The sequence below is a fragment of the Thermobaculum sp. T2p genome, from assembly GCF_059335935.1.
In genome coordinates, this window is sequence record NZ_JANZYQ010000017.1 from 78553 (window position 1) to 95742 (window position 17190).

The 17190-nt window shown below is 46.3% G+C and carries 16 protein-coding genes; 6 read left to right on the top strand and 10 right to left on the bottom strand.

Going from position 1 to position 17190, the window contains the following annotated elements:
• Window positions 1-137: 137 nt before the first annotated feature.
• Genes moaC through N2245_RS08620 form a run of 7 tightly spaced genes read right to left on the bottom strand, consistent with a single transcriptional unit; the run spans window position 138 to window position 5397 of the window.
• On the bottom strand, window positions 138-620 hold the full coding sequence (moaC, locus tag N2245_RS08590) for a cyclic pyranopterin monophosphate synthase MoaC (protein ID WP_494536321.1): 483 nt from the start codon (window positions 618-620) through the stop codon (window positions 138-140).
• Entirely contained in the window at window positions 613-2214 is a 1602-nt protein-coding gene (locus tag N2245_RS08595; RefSeq protein ID WP_494536322.1) for a M20/M25/M40 family metallo-hydrolase, read from the bottom strand. Before N2245_RS08595 ends, moaC begins: the two co-directional genes overlap by 8 nt.
• 10 nt (window positions 2215-2224) lie before the next feature.
• Window positions 2225-2713, bottom strand: coding sequence for a D-glycero-beta-D-manno-heptose 1-phosphate adenylyltransferase (rfaE2, locus tag N2245_RS08600; protein ID WP_494536323.1), 489 nt, complete (start codon window positions 2711-2713; stop codon window positions 2225-2227).
• A gap of 12 nt (window positions 2714-2725) precedes the next feature.
• Window positions 2726-3727 carry a bifunctional heptose 7-phosphate kinase/heptose 1-phosphate adenyltransferase gene (locus N2245_RS08605; protein ID WP_494536324.1) on the bottom strand — a complete coding sequence of 334 codons (1002 nt, stop codon included), beginning with the start codon at window positions 3725-3727 and terminating at the stop codon, window positions 2726-2728.
• A complete protein-coding gene (locus tag N2245_RS08610; RefSeq protein WP_494536325.1) occupies window positions 3724-4212 on the bottom strand; it encodes a B-box zinc finger protein in 489 nt (162 codons plus the stop codon). Before N2245_RS08610 ends, N2245_RS08605 begins: the two co-directional genes overlap by 4 nt.
• Before the next feature lie 2 nt (window positions 4213-4214).
• Window positions 4215-5003, bottom strand: a complete 789-nt coding sequence (locus N2245_RS08615; protein WP_494536326.1) for a WecB/TagA/CpsF family glycosyltransferase — start codon at window positions 5001-5003, stop codon at window positions 4215-4217.
• Window positions 5004-5025: 22 nt separating this feature from the next.
• Window positions 5026-5397, bottom strand: coding sequence for a response regulator (locus N2245_RS08620; protein ID WP_494536327.1), 372 nt, complete (start codon window positions 5395-5397; stop codon window positions 5026-5028).
• 184 nt (window positions 5398-5581) lie between these two features.
• Between N2245_RS08620 and N2245_RS08625 the strand changes: the two genes are divergently transcribed.
• From N2245_RS08625 to N2245_RS08635, 3 genes are all read left to right on the top strand, one after another.
• Window positions 5582-8029: an ATP-dependent Clp protease ATP-binding subunit gene (locus N2245_RS08625; RefSeq protein ID WP_494536328.1), complete on the top strand. Its 2448-nt coding sequence runs from the start codon at window positions 5582-5584 to the stop codon at window positions 8027-8029.
• A 150-nt stretch (window positions 8030-8179) separates the two neighbouring features.
• Window positions 8180-9931, top strand: a complete 1752-nt coding sequence (locus N2245_RS08630) for an ATP-dependent DNA ligase (protein ID WP_494536329.1) — start codon at window positions 8180-8182, stop codon at window positions 9929-9931.
• A 25-nt stretch (window positions 9932-9956) separates the two neighbouring features.
• Complete coding sequence (locus N2245_RS08635; protein ID WP_494536330.1) at window positions 9957-11060, top strand: aminopeptidase; 1104 nt, start codon at window positions 9957-9959, stop codon at window positions 11058-11060.
• Window positions 11061-11102: 42 nt separating this feature from the next.
• On the opposite strand, the gene panB is transcribed toward N2245_RS08635, so the two are convergent.
• The gene (panB, locus tag N2245_RS08640; RefSeq protein ID WP_494536331.1) at window positions 11103-11957 is read right to left on the bottom strand and encodes a 3-methyl-2-oxobutanoate hydroxymethyltransferase; all 855 of its coding nucleotides are present in this window, start codon (window positions 11955-11957) and stop codon (window positions 11103-11105) included.
• A gap of 131 nt (window positions 11958-12088) precedes the next feature.
• On the opposite strand from panB, the gene rlmN reads away from it, so the two are divergent.
• From rlmN to purE, 3 genes are read left to right on the top strand one after another with little or no spacing between them, the layout of a single operon-like run.
• A complete protein-coding gene (rlmN, locus tag N2245_RS08645; protein WP_494536332.1) occupies window positions 12089-13204 on the top strand; it encodes a dual-specificity RNA methyltransferase RlmN in 1116 nt (371 codons plus the stop codon).
• Window positions 13176-14390: a nickel pincer cofactor biosynthesis protein LarC gene (gene larC, locus N2245_RS08650; protein WP_494536333.1), complete on the top strand. Its 1215-nt coding sequence runs from the start codon at window positions 13176-13178 to the stop codon at window positions 14388-14390. The genes rlmN and larC overlap by 29 nt, the downstream gene beginning before the upstream one ends.
• Complete coding sequence (gene purE, locus N2245_RS08655) at window positions 14381-14839, top strand: 5-(carboxyamino)imidazole ribonucleotide mutase (protein ID WP_494536334.1); 459 nt, start codon at window positions 14381-14383, stop codon at window positions 14837-14839. The genes larC and purE overlap by 10 nt, the downstream gene beginning before the upstream one ends.
• A gap of 78 nt (window positions 14840-14917) precedes the next feature.
• Here the strand turns inward: purE and purH are convergent, their stop codons facing one another.
• Window positions 14918-16465, bottom strand: coding sequence for a bifunctional phosphoribosylaminoimidazolecarboxamide formyltransferase/IMP cyclohydrolase (gene purH / locus N2245_RS08660; protein ID WP_494536335.1), 1548 nt, complete (start codon window positions 16463-16465; stop codon window positions 14918-14920).
• A 4-nt stretch (window positions 16466-16469) separates the two neighbouring features.
• Window positions 16470-17078, bottom strand: a complete 609-nt coding sequence (gene purN / locus N2245_RS08665) for a phosphoribosylglycinamide formyltransferase (RefSeq protein WP_494536336.1) — start codon at window positions 17076-17078, stop codon at window positions 16470-16472.
• Window positions 17079-17190: the final 112 nt, after the last annotated feature.

Here is a 17190-nt window from a genome sequence, read left to right on the forward strand (position 1 = left end):
TAATACATTATAAAAACCGATAATTCCGCGCGCCAATATATAACTAGCTCTAGCCGATAGCTTTTGCTTTATGTATAGTTTATCTAATCAAAGTTAAACTATCGTTATAGATAAATGACTTTAGCATTACTATTCTGTCATTTGGTTTCGACTTTGTATTCCCCGTGTACACCACCTATCTTTTTAAGGAGCCGAATATCCCCTATAACCATGCCTCGCTCGACCGCCTTGGACATATCGTAGATGGTTAAAGCCGCAACGGATACCGCAGTTAGAGCCTCCATCTCAACTCCGGTTTGAGCTTCTGTTCTAACTATGGATACTAATCGTATCGATGGGGGATCCTCAATAAACTCCAAATCCAGGTTAACCGAGCTAAGAGCAATGTTATGACACAAAGGTATTAGTTCCCAAGTGCGTTTAGCAGCCATGATACCTGCTAACTTGGCTGCAGATATCACAGAGCCCTTCGGTAAATTACCCTGCCTTATCTTTTGAAGAGTATCCAGACTCATGTACACTGTAGCTTCCGCCATGGCTTCTCTATGCGATGTGGGCTTGCTTCCCACATCAACCATATGTACATCCCCTGAAGAATCGATGTGCGTAAGATCATCCATTAGCATTCTCCAGTGCTGAGAGCACTACGTCATGTATAGCTTTGGGGAGAAATTCACAACTATAAGGTATATATAGCCTCTCGGTGTACTTGTGAGCGTCAAATCCAAGTACGCCCATATTGATTACATCCAGGTTAACCTTGCGCATGCTCTCAAAAGGAACGTTGTATAATCCGCTTTCACGCTTGTCGGACCAAATAGGCATGTTTTTGGTTAGCGCTTCCAGGGATGAGGATTCAATCTCTAGCTTCATGTAACTGGCATCAGATATGTACGGATAGTAATGCTGTATCTTGATGCGCAAATTAGCAGCCAAATCAGTAACAGCTCTCACAAGTGGGTTATCTTCTTCTCCTTTTACACTCGGATAATAAGGGGGTGAAAAGTAGACTACAGCAGCTGGACCAGACATTCCACTCATGTTCCAGGCTGCCCTTACCAACTCCGCACACCTCATTCTCGAGTCTGCGCCAGCTTCAAACAGCTGTTGGTTTACTTTCCTTAAAGATTGTTCCACTTTATCCTTCCCTAGCATAGAGGCGGCAGCTTTCACCAGCTCATCGTAAGTAACGACCTTAGGAGTCACTTCAGGGATATTGATATCAATATCCCTCAGGGACTCTACAATGATAGCATTCACCAAAGCAGCTATCTCATCTATTACGTTCTCAGGAGATTTTCTTAGAACGAGGTAGTTTATGTAGCAGAAACTTTCGAAAGGGATCCTCACATCATAGCAGTCCTTGAAGTCACACATCTTCAGAGTAACAGGTGCAACCGACATCATGTCATTGTCGGTATCTGCCAAATCGGGATTCATACTTATCTTGGAAACAATCCTTGCCAGGAGCAAATTAGAGTCAATCCCTTTTGAAGGCTCCCCTGCATGGGACTCAACACCACGCACGTAGATACTAGGGAGCAACTTACCTATAGTACCTACATGTATAGTGGAATCCATCTCCTCAGGAGAGCTAGGTGTCGAATAATCAGTATTTATAGCACCTATTAGCCTAAGACCTTCCTTCTCTGCAAGGGTTGAGAGCCACTCTACGGCTCCCATGATGCCTATGCTCTCAGCCTCCTCATCTGGTACAGACAAGAATATTATGCTACCCGGTAACTCTTTTCCCTGAAGCTTCTCCTTACAAAACCTAGATAGAGCCCATAGATGAGCAGCAATACCTGCTTTCATATCGACCGTACCACGACCGAATAACCAATCAGATTCGGCCCTTAGATGCTCATAGACAAGCTCATCTAATTGCTCCCTTCGAGATAACAAGTGTTCGCGTAGCGCACTAGGATCACAGGCATAACTTCCAAGATCGCCATAATCTGAAACATCAACAGTATCAAAATGAGATATCAAGACAATAGCGTTGTTCGAATTTCCCCTCAGCAAGGCCCAAACAAAAGAACGTTCCCAGGGATCTCCAGCTATCTTCTGTATTCCGTGTTGAAGTAGGCCAAGTCCAACCTCGTCAAGAAGCTCATCTATTAGAGCAGGTATGCTTTTTTCGCCCTCTGTCCTTGTAAAGCTAGGATGCTCTACAAGCCGCAATATGATACTCAGAACACTCTCTTTAGACATACCAGAAATTTCACCTCTCAAGCGATTCTCTAATGGTTCCCAGAATGTGGGTGGTCGAAAAACCTTCTTGATAGGGTAATATAACTACCCTGCCACCATAACTTCTAACTATCGCAGACTCTGGGAGGCTATTGACATCTGGGGTATAATCCCCGCCTTTGAAGTAGATATCGGGCTTGATAGCTTCTACGATCCTTTCAGCCGTTATGTCCGAGAATATGGTTACGTAGTCTACACAGCGCAAGGCAGACAAAACCTCAGCACGAAATACATCCGGGATGATAGGTCTTTGCGGTCCCTTTAGAGCTCGAACTGATTCATCGCTATTGACGCCCACTATTAGTACGTCCACCATGGACTTAGCTGCACATAGATAGCGGACATGACCTACATGCAAAATATCGAAGCACCCGTTAGTAAAGCCTATACTCTTCACCTGCTTCCTAATAGCGCTCACTAATCTAACGATATCCTGTTGGTCTAGTACTCTTTGCTCCAAAATTCCTCCTAATTACCTCAGACTTTGTAGTAGATCGTGTTGGGACACGTAGGCATTACCAAGTTTCTGCACAACTAGTGAAGCCGCTTTATTAGCCAGAAATGAAGCTGTAGCAACATCGCCCCCCAGAGCCATCACCAAAGCTAGCACAGCTATAACTGTATCCCCAGCTCCAACTACATCCACAACGGTAACTTTTTCTCCTGGAACATGAACGTAGCCGGTATCTTGGGAATAAGCAGATATACCATTAGAATCACGAGTTACAACCAGCCAATCACACTCTAAATATTTAGCCGCCTGTGGGAGTAGGTACTCGAAATCTGCTTCGGTTTCTAATTTATGACCCAGCGATCTCTCTGCCTCGCGTCTGTTACAGCGTATGCATTTATATCCCTTGAAACGGGAAAGCTCTCCCTGAGAATCTACCAATATAGGGATATCGAGATATTGTGAAGTCTCCAAGCAAGACGCTATCACCTCAGGGTTTACTACTCCAACTCTATAATCCGAGACTAGTATGACATCCGCCCTCGAAGCTTTATCTTTTATATTTTTGTTCAGTTCAGATATCTGATGACTTCTCAAAGGCTCTCTATCTACTTTGTCTACTCTAGCTACCTGCTGTGGAAGGGATAGTAACCCTTCTGCTAATATTCTCGTCTTCTCAGTTGTTCTCCTATCTGGAGAGGAAACAAGATGAGATGACTCAACTCCGTGCTTATCCAACAACTCTCGGAGCTCCGCTGCAGCTGAGTCATCCCCAACCACCCCTACAAGCGAAACCTGTGCACCTAAAGAAGCTAAGTTCAGAGCGGGGTTAGATGCAGCCCCAGGAAGGGCGTACTCACGCCTCCACTCAAGGACTGGCACTGGAGCTTCCCTAGACAGCCGAGTTGGTTCGCCAAATATATATCTATCTAGGCATACATCACCAACAACTAGCGCACTAACTCGGTGGAAAGATGTGATAAGATTTATCAGTTGCTGTTTATCTGTATTATTCAGTTTCACCTTTGACGTGCCACTGCTAAAAATAACGCGACTACCGCCATAACCACCTGAAACAGGAAATCCATGTTAGTACTTACCGTCAATCCCCTCTGCAATTCTCCAATCAGTCCTATGACCACAGCTATCAGAACCATGATCGCTGCAACAGCTTGCATTTCAGGTCCGCGTTTTCTACCAGATACGAGACTAATCATCTCCCCTCCGACAAATCCAAGTACCAGGGCTATCCAAAAGGCGTAACGCGGATACATCATCCATAGCGCCCCTAACACTACAGAAAGGGGAAGTACTGCCAGAAAAGACTTGGCGATCTGACCGATGGAAGGCGCATACACCCCAGATCTAGGACTACTAGCACATTCCCTACACCTTATACCTACTGGTGTGTAGACCATACATCTAAAGCAAACTGGCTTACCACAGCGAGAGCATGTAAGGCTAGTTACCTGATCCGGATGTCTTGGACAACGAACTTCTTGCTCCACTATCATCCTTTCTTTATGTTAATGCCTTGGGAAAGCAATAACTCTTTAAGAATTAAATAGACAAATATTGGCAAAGCGATCTGACGTTTCCAACGCCAAGGCTGTCGCAGAAGCCTATAAAACCACTCTAACCCTAACTTACGTATTAGTCTTGGAGCTCTAGGCACTTTGCCGGATAGATAGTCAAAGGTCCCGCCAACTCCCATTGCAACTATAGAGCCGAGATATGGAAGGTTCCTGTGAATCCAAATCTCTTGATTTCGCATCCCAAAAGCCACAAACAACAACCTAGCTCCACTATTTTTTATCATTTGTCTTATGTGCTCGTCTTCCTCAGGACCATGGCATCCTGCATAAGTGCCCGCAACTTGTAGCTCTGGGATCCCTGCTCTCAGGGCTAGGGCAGCTGCTTCGGCTACTCCTGGGGCAGCTCCCAAGAAGAATACTGGCCAACCCTTATTAGCAGCTAGGGCACATATATCTCTAATTATGTCTGCTCCTGGAGTGCGTGGAGACCTAATATGGTATAGCAGAAACAGCGCAATCTGGACACCCACCCCATCCACCACAGTAAGATCTGCGCTGTTTAGTACCTGAAGAAATCGAGGATCTTTCTGTGTCAATACTATAAATTCGGGATTTACCGTCGCTATCCAGCCACTGTGACCCCTTTCAAGAGTACTTGCTATAAAGCCGATGATTTGATCTATAGGAGCAGGGGTAACTCTAACTTTCAGGACTTCGAATTCCGATTGAAAGCCTAGATTCATGCCTTCTAAATATCTAGTCAAGCAGCTTTCTCCACAGAAGAACTTAGGGTATGAGCATATTTATAGCTAATTGTAAATCTTTTAGGTCAAAAGGCTTTTCAATGATCCAATCAGCTTTCGTAGCCCTGAAATCTCTTAGATACTTACGCTTAGCACTTAGGATGATGACAGGTATATTCATAGTCTCCTCGTCAGACTTAAGTGACTCCAGAAGCTGTAGACCATCAACACGGGGTAATTCTATATCTAAAGTTATGAGAGCAGGATGTAGCCTCTTGATCATCACTAGAGCAGTTTCAGCCTCCTCTAGGGGTAGAACTCTATAACCTTCCCCCTCAAATACAAGGGTGAGAAAGTCTCGCACCTCGTCATTATCATCTATTACCACTATCGTCCGACTATCCACTGAAGACATCAGAGCCACATCCAATCTGTAAGCAGATTTTACTCCAAAAAGTTAGCACATTCATTCATTTTGCAAAAAGCATACCCTGGAATACGTGTGGGCATCTAGATGTTATGAGTAATGAAGCCGCTGATTCAGATACAGTTGCAAACTAGCGGCTCTACTACAAACTTTTTGGGTGAGGTAGAAGGAATTGGCGCTGAATAGGTTTACTGATCAAGCTCACGATGCATTTCAAAGAGCCCATGAAGCTATGTTGCGCATGGGTCACTCATATCTGGATGTAGAACACCTGTTACTGGGACTGTTGGAGCAGCCAGATAGCACGGCCCAGATGATCCTGAAGCGTGTGGGCGTAGATATACCCAGACTAAAGGATCAGGTCGAGCAGGTGCTACGTGGCTCTCAACCGGTCACTCCAAATCGTGGTAACCAATTGCAGGTGTATGTAACAGCTAGGGTAAGACAGCTGGGAGCATCCGCAGCCATGGAGGCGGACAGAAACGGGGATGAATACGTAAGCACAGAGCACATATTGCTAGCTTTGTGCAAAGATAATACTGGCCCCGCAAGCAGGCTGCTCTCGGCAAGTGGTGCTACACCTGAAGCAGTAGAGAAGGCCTTCCACGAGATCAGAGGTGAAGAGAAGATAACCGATCCTCATGCTAGCGCCCAGGGACAGGCACTCGAGAAGTTTGCCGTCGACCTGACTGCGCTGGCCGAGAAGAACGAGCTTGATCCTCTGATAGGCAGAAGGACAGAGCTGCGCCGGGTCATGCAGATACTATCTAGAAGAACCAAGAACAATCCCGTCCTTATAGGAGAGCCCGGGGTAGGTAAGACTGCAATCGTGGAAGGACTTGCTCAAGCTATAGTCAGGGATGAGGTGCCTGAGCCACTGAGGGGCAAGAGGGTACTATCACTTGACTTGGCCTCGATGCTTGCTGGATCTAAGTTCCGAGGAGAGTTTGAAGAAAGGCTACGTGCCGTAGTAGACGAGATCAAGCAATCTAAGGGCCAGATTATACTGTTTATAGACGAGATACATACGATTGTTGGAGCTGGGGCTGCGGAAGGCGCAATGGATGCCGCCAATATGTTGAAGCCTGCCCTTGCTAGGGGACAGCTGCAGGCGATAGGAGCAACTACACTTGACGAATACAGAAAGCATATTGAGAAGGACGCAGCTCTGGAGAGGAGACTAGCTCCGGTGTTTGTTGAGGAGCCCTCCCCAGAAGAGACCCTGCAAGTCCTTTATGGAGTAAGGGACAGGTACGAGCAGCACCACGGCCTGAAGATATCTGATGAGGCGCTTGAGGCGGCTGTGAGGCTATCCCACAGATACCTCAAGGAACGCAGACTGCCTGATAAGGCTATAGACCTCATGGATGAGGCAGCCAGCAAGGTGCGCCTAGATAACTTCGATCTACCTGAGGAGCTTAAGTCTTACAAGCGAAAGATTGAGAGCTTGAACTCGCAGATCGAAGCGGCAGTGGCTGAGCAGGATTATGAGCGTGCAGCTATGCTCAAGGCTGAACTCATAAAGACACAAAATGAGTACGATAAGGAATACGAGAAGATCAAGTCAGAGCATCCAATAAGTGAGACGGTAACTGCCAAGGATATAGCTGAGGTTGTAGCACAATGGACTGGTGTTCCAGTCAACCAAATGCTAGAGTCTGAGACTGCTAAGCTGGCTCACATGGAGGAAGCTCTGCATAAGAGAGTCATCGGACAGGATCAAGCCATACAAGCTGTATCCGACGCCATTAGAAGGAGCAGAGCAGGCCTATCTGATCCCAACAGGCCAATAGGTTCCTTCATATTCCTTGGACCAACAGGAGTAGGTAAGACCGAGCTGGCTAGAGCGTTAGCTGAGTTCCTGTTCGATGATAGGGAAGCCATGGTCCGAATAGATATGAGCGAGTATGGCGAGCGCCATACGGTATCCAGGTTGATAGGGTCTCCTCCTGGATATGTGGGTTACGATGAAGGTGGACAGCTAACTGAGGTTGTCCGACGGAGGCCATATCAGGTGATATTGTTTGACGAAATAGAGAAGGCTCACCCTGAGGTCTTCAACGTAATGCTACAGATACTTGATGATGGTAGGCTGACTGATGGGCATGGGAGAACGGTTGACTTTAGAAACACGGTCATCATTATGACTAGCAATGTGGGTACTGGTTGGATCGAGCAGTACCAGCCACTAGGGTTCACCAGGGCTGTGGACAGTCGAGGTGAGCAGAAGAAGCTTGAGGATGCTGTGACCAGAGCACTAAGGGAAACCTTTAGGCCCGAATTTCTGAATAGAATAGACGAAATCATAGTATTCCATCCGCTCAGCAGAGAACAGATACTGCAAATAGTGGACATACAACTAGGTGACCTTAAGAAGAGGCTCGAGGAGCGCAAGATAAACCTGGAGCTGACACAAGCAGCTAAGGAGTGGCTCGCTGATGAGGGATTTGATCCCACCTTCGGCGCTAGACCATTGAAGAGGACCATCCAGAAGAACATAGAGAACATGATTTCGAAGATGCTTATAAGCGGCGAGATCAAAGAGGGAGACACTGTAGTTGTCGATAGAGATGGGGATAGGCTTACATTCTCATCTCTCCAACCAGTCGTAACTCAGTAGCAAGCAAAAACTCGTAAAAGTAAGGATACTAGAGCCTGGGAGATGCTCCCAGGCTCTAGTACTATTTAGAAGCACCTAAAATCGTTATGGGTGACCTAATACAGACTAGGAAGAAAGGTATAATCACAACGTAATCCCATGGAGGCCAAAATGCTCTTTTCAAAACTCGCAGAATACTTTGAACAGTTGGACCATACCACAAGTAGAAACACCTTAGTAGCCATTTTGGCCGACTTGTACTCCAAATGTGATCAGTCCGAAGTGCGACCAATTACTTACCTACTACAAGGCAGGATTGCACCTTTCTTTAAGCCTATCGAGATAGGTATGGGAATAAACTACGTTGCAGACGCTATTGCTAGAGCTTTTGGTGTGGACAGAAAACATGTTATGCAGGTCTTTGATAAAGTTGGAGATATTGGCACAGCAGCTCGTCAGGTGCAGCAGGAGGCCGGAAAAGATCTGCCCGCGGAAGACACCCCAACTGTCTCGGAAATATTCAATCAGCTTATGGCTATAAGTCAGGTATCCGGCCCAGGCAGTATTGAGAAGAAGATAAGCATGTTCGCAAATATATTACAGAAGCTGGATCCTAGATCTGTAACCTACATATGCAGAATACCAGTAGGTACCTTGAGGCTAGGAGTAGGAGATCCAACTATTTTGGATGCTTTATCTTTTGCTAAGAGCGGAGATAAGAGCCTTCGCAAACCTCTAGAAAGGGCCTATAATGAAACCTCAGATCTCGGACTCATAGCTGAGACCCTATGGAAGGAGGGTATAGAGGGCATAGAGAAACTCTCTATTATGCCCGGTAATCCAGTAAGACCAGCTCTAGCTGAGAGACTTCCCACTCCCGAGGCCATAATCAACAGGATGGGGCAATGTGCTGTTGAGAAGAAATACGATGGTTTCCGATGTCAGGTACACAAAATAGGAAACGAGGTGAAAATATTCTCTAGGAATCTTGAGGACATGACAGGGATGTTCCCTGAAATCACCAGCGGCACTCTAGCCATGGTGGATGCAGAAACTGCTATTTTTGAAGGAGAAGCCCTTGCTTACCACCCCTTATCTGGAGAGTTCCTCCCGTTTCAAGTCACTACAAAGCGAAGAAGAAAGCACAAAATAGAAGAAGCGGCTCAAGAACTCCCATTAAAGTTGTTTGCTTTCGACATTCTCTATAAGAATGGTGAAAACTTGATGGGAATGAAATATGTAGAGAGAAGGGAGGTACTAGCAGATACCATTAAGGGGGAAGACTCTCTCATCATTTCAGAATGGGTCATAGCAGATAACGTTGAGAAGTTGATGGAGGTTTTTAACGAGGCAATAGAAAGTGGCCTCGAAGGCATAGTCGCCAAGAGGTTAGACTCCCCTTATCAGGCAGGAGCAAGGAACTTTAACTGGGTAAAGCTCAAAAGAACTCACGCAGGGCAACTGCAAGATACTGTCGACTGCGTCATAGTAGGCTACATCTATGGCAGAGGGAAAAGGGCACAACTCGGTGCTGGAGCATTATTGGTTGCCGTTTATAACTCAGACAAGGATACATTTCAAACCATCACTAAGATAGGCACAGGACTAACTGACGAAGAATGGAAGGAAGTCGTAGAAAGATGTAAACCCTATGTTACAGAAGAAAAACCAGCTCGAGTAGAAAGCATAATTCAGCCAAGCGTGTGGGTGGAGCCCGCGGTAGTTATAGAGGTACTCGCCGACGAAATCACAAGGTCTCCGGTGCACACAGCAGGTATGGATGGAGATAAGCAGGGATATGCCCTTAGGTTCCCTCGCCTGGTGAGCTTTAGAGAGTCGGACAAGCGACCAGAAGATGCTACCACGGTACAAGAGATAATAGAGATGTATCAACAACAAGCTATCAAACAAGTTGCTTCATAAACTACGTTGCTTGAGGTGAGGTATCATGGCGGACCCGAGACATCAGAAGTTAGCACAGGTACTTATAAACTACTCATTAGGTATACAACCTGGAGATAAGCTTATAATCACCGCTCCTGCTGCAGCCGCTCCCCTTGTAAGAGAAGCTTATAGAGAGGCCATCAGGGCTGGTGCACATGTTATGACCAGGATAACTATAGATGGCCTGGCCGAGATAAGGTTCCGTGAAAGTACCGACGAGCAGTTGAGATTCGTGCTAGAACCCGAGAGACAGGAGATAGAATACTTCGATGCTATGCTAAGGATAATGGCGGATGAGAATACCAAGTCTCTAACCAATGTAGACCCTAACAAGCTAGCCATCGCCCAGCAAGCACGAACAGATATCATGAGAAGATATCTTGAAAGAGCCGCAACAGGCGAGCTCAGATGGTGCCTGACTCTGTACCCTACACATGCGTATGCTCAGGATGCAGAGATGTCCCTAGAGGAATATGAAAACTTTGTGTTTAACGCAGGATTAATCCATCACGATAACCCATCTGAATCATGGCAAAAGATAGCCAAAAAGCAACAAGAAATCGTGAAGCTGCTTGAAAGCCATGATGAAATACATATCGTTGGGAATGATATCGATCTCCGCTACCGAGTAGGGGGAAGAAAATGGATAAGTGCAGATGGCAAGCATAACTTCCCAGACGGGGAGGTATTCACCGGACCTATTGAGGACTCAGTAAATGGTCATATAAGGTTCAGCTATCCAGCCGTATACAACGGAAGGGAGGTAGAAAACGTGAGGCTTACCTTCCAGGACGGCAAGGTTGTAGACGCCACTGCTTCCCGCGGGGAGGATTTGCTGAACTCAATGCTAAATATCGATGAGGGAGCCAGAAGAGTCGGCGAAGTAGCCTTTGGCCTAAACTACGATATTCAGAAGTTCACTCGTAACATACTTTTCGACGAAAAGATAGGTGGAACGATGCATATGGCCCTTGGAAGGGCTTACCCTGAAACGGGTGGGACCAATGCATCCGCCATACATTGGGATATGATCGCAGATCTGACTGATGCTAAGGTCTACGCCGACGGAGAGCTCATATACGAAAACAGGAAGTTCAAGATCTGGTAGAGCTGTGCGCGGCAGATAGAGTCCTGCCGCGCACAAAAATAACTAACTCAAAGCTTGCTGGAATTTGGTGAGCTCCTCAGGGCTTAATGAATAGGAGTGCTCCTCGTCAGGGAACTTTCTACTCTTTACATCCTCTTTGTACATACAGAAGCCCTTAAGTATATGCTCGGATAGGTCAACGTATCGTTTGGCAAACTTAGGTAGTGATCTTTGACTCAAGCCAAATATATCATGGAAGACCAACACTTGGCCGTCGCAATAAGGACCAGCACCAATGCCTATGGTAGGTATCTCCAAGCGCTCTGTGATAGCCTTGGCCACCGGCGCAGGTACAGCCTCGAGAACAAGAGCGAATATGCCTGCATCCTGTAGAGCCAGGGCCTCATTCAAGAGCCTCAAGGCAGAGCCAGAATCTCTCCCTTGTACCCTGTAACCTCCGAGCAACGAGAATGACTGAGGAGTAAGGCCTATATGCCCCATTACTGGTATGCCCGCAGCTACTATGGCCTTAATCCTTGAAAGCACTGCCGTGCCGCCCTCGAGCTTTACTGCATCGACTTCAGCATCCCTCATAAAGGCACCAGCATTCAAAACCGCATCTCTATCAGAGGGCTGATAGGACATGTATGGCATGTCGCCCACAATAAGAGCCCTTTCAGTTGCCTTCGAAACAGCTCTAGAATGGCTTATCATCTCGTCCATGCTTACTTGTAAGGTATGTTCGTACCCAAGGACATTGTTAGCAATGGAATCGCCTACTAATATGACATCTATACCTGCCCTATCAGCCAGTAGGGCGGTTGGATAGTCATACGCAGTCACCATTACTATGGGTTCATCTTTTTGCTTCAAACGTATCAGGTCCCGAATGGTAACTTTATGAAGGGTAGATGACATCACCTGTTCCTCCCAAAGTAGTACCTGCCATAAAATGGTCAAGTCCAGTTGCAATGTATCAAGTAAGGAACTAAGTGTAAAGGAATGAAGTGCTTGGAAATTATCTAAGTGCTATACGATATAATTACTCGATGAACATGCATCCGGCACTCAGTATCGCCAAAAGGAAAAATCACAAGCCAGCTAAATCCTTGCTTGATCTTTCCTTACAGGAACTGCGTGAATGGATCAGGCTGAGGGGTTATCCAGAATACAGAGCGGTTCAGGTATGGCAGGCCCTCTATAGGCAGTTAGAAATCGATCCAGAGAAAATGACCAGCCTGCCAAAGGCCCTTAGAGAGGAGCTAAGCGCAGAGTTCCCATTCCCTAACATCACTCCCATTAGGACGTTTGTAGCTGATGGAGGTGATACCGAGAAAGTTCTGTTCCGTCTTGAAGATGGTAACGCTATTGAAAGCGTTCTAATGGAATATATTGATGGTAGGGCTACGGTCTGCGTAAGCTCACAAGCAGGATGCGCTATTGGCTGTACATTCTGTGCTACTGGCTTAGGAGGTTTCTATAGAAACCTCTCAGCAGGCGAAATAGTCTATCAAATCCTGTACTTCTCGAAGAGGCTTCGTGATAAAGGTAGGAAGCTCACAAATATTGTGTACATGGGTATGGGCGAGCCCTTGGCTAACCTAGATGCTGTCTGGCGATCTGTAGAGAACTTGCATGAACCCACCGGCATGAACTTTAGCGCACGCAGGATCACTATATCCACTGCGGGCTTAGTTCATCAGATAGATAGATTTCCACCAACAGATCTTCAGGTGAACCTAGCTATATCGCTCCATGCACCTAATGATGATCTACGCACAAGTATCATGCCTATCAATCGCAGGTGGCCCATCTCAGAGTTGATAGCCTCTGCAAAAAGATATGTCGCAAGAACTCATAGGAGAATCACCTTTGAATACGTACTCATAGCTGGCTGTAACAGCTCCAAAGAACAAGCAAGAGATTTATCGAACCTGTTACGAGGACTGCTCTGCCACGTGAACCTGATCCCTCTCAATAGAGTACCCGGGAGTCCTTTTGAGCCTCCTTCAACTGAGGAGGTAAATGCTTTCAGAGACATACTACTAAGCGCGGGAATACCCTGCACAGTGAGATTGGAAAGGGGAGCGGACATTCTGGCAGCATGCGGCCAACTAAGAATGGAGCACTCACTTCATGACGCAGCTATACCTAGACACATATAGTGGCATTAGCGGAGATATGTTTCTTGGAGCACTGTTAGATCTAGGTGCCGACGCAAATGCCTTGAATGAGCAACTTCAATCTCTGGATATAGGTAACTGGAACCTAAAGATAGAGAAGACAACACAATCAGGCATAAGCGGAACTAAGATAGAAGTTGAGTATTCAGAGCAGCACATCCATAGAAACCTTCAGGACATAGTCCAGATAATTACAAAATCTAAGCTTCCTGACAGCGTCAAGAATAAAGCCATAGACATCTTTCACCTAATCGCTCAGTCTGAAGCCAAAGTACACGGCACATCGGTGGATGAAATACACTTCCACGAAGTTGGAGCTGTAGACTCGATAATAGACGTAGTAGGCACATGCTTGGCGCTGCATCTTCTAGAGATAGATCAGATTTACTGTTCAAGCTTACCTTTGGGAGATGGTTTCGTATCTACAAGTCATGGAAAGCTACCGGTGCCTGCGCCTGCCACTTTGGAAATCCTCAGTACGTGTGATGCCAGAGTTACATTCAGTAGGGGCTCTGGCGAGATGGTAACCCCTACAGGAGCAGCCCTTGTAGCCAAGCTGGCTCATTTTGATATACCGACTGCTGTCAAGATTCGTAAAATAGGGTACGGATTTGGCTCACGTCATCTCCCTTGGCCCAATGCATTGAGAGCTGTACTGCTCGAAAAGGATGAACCTTCATCAGCACTTAACACCTACGACGTAGACGAAGTAGTCATGATAGAGACAAATATTGATGACCTATCCCCTGAATTGACTTCTTATATGCAATCGAAACTACTTCGTAGCGGGGCTCTGGACGTTTGGATCTCTCCGGTCATTATGAAGAAAGGTAGATATGGACATGTGATAAGCGTCCTAACGCTAGAAGAAAATGCATTAGAGATTACGGATTTGCTTCTGAGAGAGACTACAACTCTTGGCGTAAGGGAGAGCCGTCTTAAAAGAGTAAAAGCTCGCAGAGAGATAAGGGAGATAGATACCAAATTGGGCAAAATCAGATTAAAGTTGAAGCTGATAGATGGCAAAGTACATCAAGTTAAGCCTGAGTACGAAGACTGTGCGTCATTAGCTCAAAAGCATGACATGTCTATAGATCAGGTCTACGATTTAGCTAACGTGGAAGCAAGAAAAATTATAGGGAAGGAGATTGATAATTTATGCCTCTAGTTTCTGTGTTAATGGGTAGCGAATCAGATAGATCTTATATGCAGGAAACAATGGATACTCTCGAACAGATGGGGATAGAAGGAGAGCTTAAGGTAATATCCGCTCATCGACAGCCCAATAAGCTCAGGGAATACGTATCACAGGCAACAGCAAATGGTGTAGAGCTGTTTATAGCAGGAGCTGGTGCAGCTGCACACCTGCCAGGAGTTATAGCTTCCCTTACAACAAAACCCGTTATCGGAGTCCCTCTGCCCACAAGCGACCTAAAAGGTCAAGACTCCCTCTACGCTATAGTCCAGATGCCTGCAGGCGTACCAGTAGCCACTGTGGCAATAGGAAAGGCGGGCGCCAGAAATGCGGCTTACCTGGCAGCACAAATCCTCGGAATCAAGTACCCTGAAATAGCTGAGAAATATAACGAGTACAGAAGACAGCTAGCTGAAAGATAGGCTATTATCGTCAACCTAGAAGGGTTGGGAGGGATACTTAGATCCCTCCCAATTTCTATTTTCTACAATGCTAATGTATTAGTGCTTGAAGTGGCGGGTACCTGTAAAGACCATAGCCATGCCATGCTTGTTAGCGGCACGTATTACCTCTTCATCCCTGATAGAGCCGCCTGGTTGTATGACTGCGGTTACGCCCCCCTTAGCAGCTTCCTCTATGCCATCGGGGAACGGGAAGAAAGCATCGCTGGCCATAACGCTGCCTTCTGCCCTTGGTCCGGCCTTCTCTACCGCATGCCTCACTGCATCAACTCGACTTGTTTGCCCCGAACCTACACCTACCATAGAGAGATCCTTTGCTAGAACTATAGCATTAGACCTTACATGCTCTACTGCACGCCATGCAAATAACAAGTCAGTCGTCTCTTCAAGTGTAGGTTGACGCTCTGTGACCACCCTGGTAGTTACCTCATCTGGAGATACTGCATCCATGGTTTGTGCAAGGAACCCTCCATTTATTCTCCTCCAATCGATGGTCCAAGGAGTTAGAGGCTCCTCCCAGCTGGGCTTCATATCACCCACCTCAAGTAACCTCAACCTGCGCTTCTTGGAAAAAACTTGCTTGGCTTCCTCAGTAATAGAAGGAGCAACTATGAGATCAAAATGTGTTTGGGTCATAACTTCCGCCAGACTTGCATCTATTTCGCGATTCACACCTACTATCCCACCAAAAGCCGAAACTGGATCCCCAGCTAGCGCTCGTTCAAAGGCTACTTGTAGATCAGGGTTGGTTGCCAATCCGCAAGGAATACCATGTTTGATTATGGTAACTGTTGGTCCTAGAAAGTCAGCAACAACACTAACCGCGGCATATAGATCCAATATGTTGTTAAAAGACAGGTCCCTACCACCCACTTGTCTCAACTTCTGAACTAGACCTGTATATCCAGGGCTTACTTCAGCATATAAAGCTGCCCTTTGATGAGGGTTCTCACCATACACTAGATCCTGTACCTTGCGCAAAGGTATGGTGACCACGTTAGGGAACAGCTCCTCCTCAGCAGCCAGATAGCGATTTATAAGAGCATCATAGGCTGATACATGGGCAAAAGCCTTGGCTGCTAGCCACCTGCGAGTTTGTTGACTTACCTGCCCATGTTGTGACCACTCTTCCAAGACAGGTTGATAATCCTGAGGATCAGTCAGGACCAAAACGTCTAGGAAGTTCTTTGCTGCTGCCCTAATAAGTGTAGGCCCACCTATATCTATGTTCTCTAGCGCTGTAGAGAGATCGGTATCGGGATTAGAAACAGTTTCTTCAAAGGGATAAAGATTTACCACTACAATATCTATAGGCTCGATACCAAGTGCTGCTATCTCTTGCATGTCATCTGGCCGAGATCTTCTAGCAAGTATGCCCCCATGTATCTGAGGGTGTAGCGTCTTGACTCTTCCCTCCATGATCTCTGGGAAACCAGTAATGTCGGTAACAGACTTGGCGGGAATATTAGCTTCCCTTAACACAGTCAAAGTCCCACCAGTAGAGAAAATCTCTACCCCTTTAGAAACAAGATCGTTTGCAAGCTCTACTATGCCGGTCTTGTCGGAGACACTTACAATAGCACGCACCACCTTACCCCTTGATTAAGACTTTTCCTTCCTGAATAGTAAGTCTTCCCTGAGCAAAGAGCCTTATAGCCTCGGGGAGGATTCTATGCTCTTCCATCAAGATCCTATCGGACAAAGATTCCACAGTATCATTCTCAAATACTGGAACGGCTGCCTGTGCGATTATAGGTCCCGCGTCAACGTCCTCAGTCACAAAGTGTACAGTGCAACCAGATATCTTTACCCCATGCTTTAGGGCCTCGGCCTGAGCGTGGAGTGTTCCTCTAAATGCAGGTAACAGTGAGGGATGTATGTTGATGATCTTTCCTTGCCAACGGCGTACAAATTCCTTCGTCAGTATGCGATCATATCCTGCCAAAACAACTAAGCCAACATCTCTAGCAATAAGCATGTTAGATATTTCCATTTGAGCTTCTTTCCTATCATTACCTTTGCGGTCAGAGCAGACAAATACTTCTATCCCAAAATCCTTCGCAATTTGTACAGCCTTAACATCGGGATAATTAGACACTACCAGGGAAACCTCAGCTCCCAGTACTCCCTCGCGTTGCCTTTGGAGGATCGCTTCCAAGTTACTGCCCCTGCCAGATACCATGACCGCAACTTTGAGCATTATCTATCCAACTCCATAGGATCTTTCTCTGCAAGTAAAGATAGCAGAACAACTGCCGAAAACCCAGTATCAGGGCAGTTAATCTGAGGACAAAGCTAGGTCCGGCGACTAG